The 5,096-nt window shown below is 42.1% G+C and carries 6 protein-coding genes; 3 read left to right on the top strand and 3 right to left on the bottom strand.

Annotation, left to right across the window (positions count from 1 at the left end):
• A partial coding sequence (locus tag R2B77_RS17185) for an aminotransferase class III-fold pyridoxal phosphate-dependent enzyme (protein ID WP_322555767.1) occupies positions 1-117 on the top strand: 117 nt, incomplete at its 5' end.
• Positions 118-388: 271 nt separating this feature from the next.
• Complete coding sequence (locus tag R2B77_RS17180; RefSeq protein ID WP_203249243.1) at positions 389-1,633, top strand: Glu/Leu/Phe/Val family dehydrogenase; 1,245 nt, start codon at positions 389-391, stop codon at positions 1,631-1,633.
• 51 nt (positions 1,634-1,684) lie between these two features.
• On the opposite strand, the gene R2B77_RS17175 is transcribed toward R2B77_RS17180, so the two are convergent.
• The gene (locus tag R2B77_RS17175; RefSeq protein ID WP_203249242.1) at positions 1,685-1,921 is read right to left on the bottom strand and encodes a DUF378 domain-containing protein; all 237 of its coding nucleotides are present in this window, start codon (positions 1,919-1,921) and stop codon (positions 1,685-1,687) included.
• A gap of 121 nt (positions 1,922-2,042) precedes the next feature.
• On the opposite strand from R2B77_RS17175, the gene R2B77_RS17170 reads away from it, so the two are divergent.
• The gene (locus tag R2B77_RS17170) at positions 2,043-3,206 is read left to right on the top strand and encodes an iron-containing alcohol dehydrogenase (RefSeq protein WP_203249241.1); all 1,164 of its coding nucleotides are present in this window, start codon (positions 2,043-2,045) and stop codon (positions 3,204-3,206) included.
• Positions 3,207-3,263: 57 nt separating this feature from the next.
• Here the strand turns inward: R2B77_RS17170 and R2B77_RS17165 are convergent, their stop codons facing one another.
• Together R2B77_RS17165 and R2B77_RS17160 are read right to left on the bottom strand one after the other, a co-directional pair.
• The gene (locus R2B77_RS17165; protein ID WP_203249240.1) at positions 3,264-4,265 is read right to left on the bottom strand and encodes a cation diffusion facilitator family transporter; all 1,002 of its coding nucleotides are present in this window, start codon (positions 4,263-4,265) and stop codon (positions 3,264-3,266) included.
• 12 nt (positions 4,266-4,277) lie between these two features.
• Entirely contained in the window at positions 4,278-5,000 is a 723-nt protein-coding gene (locus tag R2B77_RS17160; RefSeq protein ID WP_203249239.1) for an MgtC/SapB family protein, read from the bottom strand.
• Between the last annotated feature and the right edge of the window lie 96 nt (positions 5,001-5,096).

Genomic DNA, 5,096 nt, shown 5'->3' with positions numbered 1-5,096 from the left:
CTTGGTCTACTCTGTAAAGAAACACATGATACAGTAATCCGTTTTGCACCACCACTCATCATTACAAAAGAAGAGTTAGATTGGGCACTCGAAAGAATTAAAAAAGTTTTTGCGTAATTGCGTCCAGATTTTTTCGAGCTTGGGGCCTACGAGATGTAGATCGTGCAACGGAAGAAGGATTGAATTGCATCTTTCCTTGATGTCGCAGGACTCGGCGAACTTAGGTTGCCTTTTTAGCTCCTCTTAAAAATTTGTGACATCCACCGGAGGCTTTAATTTACTTCAGCGCTGCTGAAACAAATTAAATAATATCTGCAAATATTATGTCTAATATGTTACAATGAATACACAGAAAACACATTATGAATCAAAGAGGCGAACCGTTAAAATGACTGAAAACCTGAATCTATTTACGTCTACACAAGATGTCATTAAGGATGCACTTGAGAAATTAGGCTATGATGAAGGAATGTACGAACTTTTAAAAGAACCACTTCGTATGGTTGAGGTCCGTATTCCAATCCGTATGGATGATGGCAAAGTAAAAGTTTTCAAAGGTTATCGTGGGCAGCATAATGATGCTGTTGGACCAACAAAAGGTGGAGTTCGATACCACCCGGAAGTTACGGCGGAAGAAGTGAAAGCACTTTCAATGTGGATGACATTGAAGGCGGGAATTGTTGACTTGCCATATGGTGGCGGTAAAGGTGCAATTATCTGCGACCCACGTGAAATGTCGATGGGTGAACTTGAGCGTCTAAGTCGCGGATATGTCCGTGCGCTGAGCCAAGTAATGGGACCAACAAAAGATATTCCAGCTCCAGACGTCTTCACAAATGCGCAAATTATGGCATGGATGATGGACGAGTATAGCCGGATTGATGAATTCAATTCACCGGGCTTCATTACAGGAAAGCCTATTGTTCTCGGTGGATCACAAGGACGTGACCGTGCAACTGCGGAAGGTGTCACAATCATCATCGAAGAGGCGGCGAGACGTCGTGGAATCGATATGAAAGGTGCGCGCATCGTAATTCAAGGATTTGGTAATGCGGGAAGCTTCTTATCTAAGTTTTTGAATGATGCAGGTGCAAAAGTAATCGGAATTTCCGATGCTTATGGTGCTTTGCATGATCCGAATGGACTAGATATCGATTATCTTCTAGATCGTCGTGATAGCTTCGGAACAGTAACAACACTTTTCGACAACACGATTACGAATCAAGAATTACTTGAGCTTGATTGTGATATTCTTGTGCCAGCAGCAATTGCAAACCAAATTACTGAGAAAAACGCACATAATATCAAAGCGAAAATTGTAGTTGAAGCAGCGAATGGACCAACGACTACAGAAGGAACAAAAATTCTTACTGAACGTGGTATTCTTCTTGTTCCCGATGTTCTTGCTAGTGCGGGTGGTGTAACGGTTTCTTACTTCGAGTGGGTTCAAAATAACATGGGTTATTACTGGACTGAAGAAGAAGTTCGTGAAAAAATGACGAAAAAAATGGTTGAGGCATTTGATAATGTCTACACAGTCGCTGAAACGCGTAATATTGATATGCGCCTTGCAGCTTATATGATTGGAGTACGCAAAACAGCTGAAGCATCCCGTTTCCGTGGTTGGGCGTAAGTAAACCAGCGTCAATAAAAGGCATCTCCCGTTCTTCGCGGGAGATGCCTTTTATACTTCTTTAGGTGTATGCACGCGAATCTCATCATGATTTCGTTGGTAATCAAATAGTATTCCAAGATTGATAAGTCCAGCAATACCAATGAGTACGTAAATAAAGCGTGCGAGTGGTTCGGCGGAGCCCCCAGCCATTTGTGCGACAACATCGAACCGAAATATACCTGCAACGCCCCAGTTAAGTGCACCGATAATTGTGATGGCTAGCGCTATTTTTTGTACTACTCCCATCTATATCACACCTCCTAAAAATACTATTCCCATTAGTGTTATTTTCATACATGCTCCTTTATTTTTGCATTATGATTACTTGTTTCGGATAATGAAAGGACTATAAGGAGGAATATAACAAATGAATAAATTTGAATTTCACAATCCAGTAAAGCTTATTTTCGGAAAGGATCAATTGCAGAAACTACCAAGAGAACTCGCGAGTTACGGAAAAAAAGTGCTCGTCGTTTATGGTGGTGGTAGCATTAAACACAATGGTCTGTATGATGAGGTCATGACGATATTAAAGGATAACGCTATGGAAGTGTATGAACTATCAGGAGTGGAACCTAATCCGCGTGTATCGACGGCTCGTAAAGGTGCGGCGATTTGTAAGGAGCATGGGATTGAAGTCATCTTGGCAGTTGGAGGCGGATCTGTCATTGATTGTACAAAGCTGATTGCAGTTGCAGCAAAATACGAAGGGGATCCATGGGATTTCGTTACGAAAAAAGCTTCACCTAAGGATGGGTTACCATTCGGTACGATTCTGACACTGGCTGCAACAGGCTCTGAAATGAATAGAGGCTCGGTCATTACAAACGAGGAAACGCAAGAAAAGTATGGTTGGGGTAGCCCGTTTAGTTCTCCTAAGTTTTCTATTTTAGATCCGACTTATACCCTTTCTGTTCCGAAAGATCACACCGTCTATGGGATTGTAGATATGATGTCCCATGTATTCGAACAATATTTTAATAACGCGAACAATACACCTGTTCAAGATGAGCTATGTGAAGGCGTTTTACGTGCAGTTATTGAAGCAGGGCCAAAGCTTGTTGAAAACTTGGATGATTATGATTTACGGGAAACGATTTTATTCGCGGGGACATGGGGGTTGAATGGTTTTCTTCAGATGGGTTATAACGGTGACTGGGCGTCGCATGATATCGAGCATGCGGTATCAGCGGTCTATGATATCCCGCATGCGGGTGGACTCGCGATATTATTCCCTCATTGGATGCGACATAATGTTAAAGTCAATCCCGCACGATTTGCTCAATTGGCGGTCAATGTCTTTGGGGTGAAGCCGGATGGTAAGACTGAGGAGGAAATCGCATTTGAGGGAATCGATAACTTGAGAAAATTTTGGACATCTATTGGTGCACCAGAAACACTTAGAGATTACAACATCGATGATTCGAAATTGGACATCATGGCTGAAAAAGCAACAGTCAATGGCTCGTTAGGCAATTTTGCTAAGTTAGATAAAGAAGATGTGCTCGCGATTTTGAAAGCTTCGTTATAAGCAGATAAAAATAAAAACGTCACGTTGTGAGAGAAAAATCTCCAACGTGACGTTTTTTTATTCAGGTAGCTTAGAGCTGAATTGTTGGATTGTATTAGGTGGGTTGGCTTTTTGCCAGGTCGACACACCATCGTCTTCGTCAAAAGAAATGAGGACGTCTCGTACGCCTTTTTGCTGAAGGATAAGATCCAATAGTCGATCACGAACATCATCGACGTAGGCAACGGAGTGGGAAGGATCTACTTCCGCAACCACCTCAACGTGAAGAAATTCTCCTTCTTTAACGACTTCAACCCGTTGGATATCTTTCACATCAGGATCCTCGGCGACAAGGTGGGCGATATGGTTGAGCATTTCTTCATCGGTTTCCCCAATCACTCCACGCGCATTTTCCAAAAATATTGTGCCGACCACGTAAAACATCATGAGTCCGATCAGGATAGAAGCGATTCCTTCGGCGACAAGTAATCCGAGAAAGTGGGCTAATAGCACAGCGACAAATGCGAGGATGCCGCCCAATGTTGCAACCAAATCTTCCATGAATACAAGTTTGGTTGCCGGTTTAGCACGATTGAGATTTCTAAAACTTAAGGTAATTGGTGCGAGCCCCCCTTTTTGGATCCCGGCTTCATGAAGAATTTCCTTTCCAGCCTTATATAAGACAAAAAATTCAAGACCAATTGCGATTCCGAGAACGGAAAGATTCAGAACGAATCCACCCGATTCAACAGGGTTTATAATATGATGCCATCCGCCGATAATCGCTTCGTATGACATAATGGCAACAATAATGACGGCACCAAGACAAACTAAGTTGACGACTCGACCAAATCCGTTGGGAAAATTAGGCGTTGGCGCTTTTTTGGATAAAGCCGAACCAATATAGACGAAAAATTGGTTGGCTGCATCACCGAGTGAATGTAGCATTTCGGCGAACATTGCAATATTTCCGGTTAGTAAGAATGCAACAGCTTTCAGGATGGCGATAATGGTATTGACGATAGCTGCAAGTAGAGAAGGTTTATTGCCTTCTTTAATAAGTGTCAGTATTTCTTTCATGATATTCCTCCGTTATGCAAAGATTTCTATTTCAACCGATTCGATATAAGGAAGTGTAGAGAGTTCAATGTACAATTTTGTCGTGGATTTTTTTGGTAGAGCAGAGAGTCGGAAGTCAAGTTCATGGTGTAACTGTTTGTTGCTGGTCGTGATTTGTCGAATACGTAAATTCTCAATCATCATCCCTTCAGTTTTTAAATAGGCAATGAGATCATCAATCTTTGATTTGTCTGATAAAACAAAAATGAATGCAGCCTCCTTCGTTCTTAGTCTTTTTGGTCCGAATTTGCCAAGTGCAGGTGCAATTACTTCAATAACGAACATCACACTCAGAACTGCAAATGCTGCTTCGATATAAAAGCCAGCACCGACTGCAATCCCGATACTCGCCGCACCCCAAATCATTGCGGCTGTAGTTAACCCGGTAATATTGTCGTTATCCCTGCGTAATATAGCGCCAGCCCCAAGAAAACCAATCCCGCTTACGATTTGTGCGGCAAGACGAAGAGGATCCATTGTCACGTTAATATCATTACGTGCGGGCACAAGATAGGCCGCTTCGATTGAGACAACTGTTAGAAGACAGCTGAAAGTTGCGATTACCGCACTCGTCTTCAATCCGATAGGCTTCTTCTTTATTTCCCTTTCTACACCGATAACTAAACTTAATGCGAGTGCAAGAAGGATTTTAATCAATACTTCGGGATACATCGCCTCATTCGCAATCCATTCCATTACTCTTCCTCCCCGAACATCATAATGTTCTTTCTATTTAACCATGTTATACTAACTACTATTCTTATTGCCATAAACAATGAAAATATAACCTAT

The sequence above is a fragment of the Sporosarcina beigongshangi genome, assembly GCF_033485195.1.
Taxonomy (GTDB): domain Bacteria; phylum Bacillota; class Bacilli; order Bacillales_A; family Planococcaceae; genus Sporosarcina; species Sporosarcina beigongshangi.
Note: the sequence above shows the minus strand (reverse complement) of the source record. Positions and strands in the feature narration are given on the sequence as shown.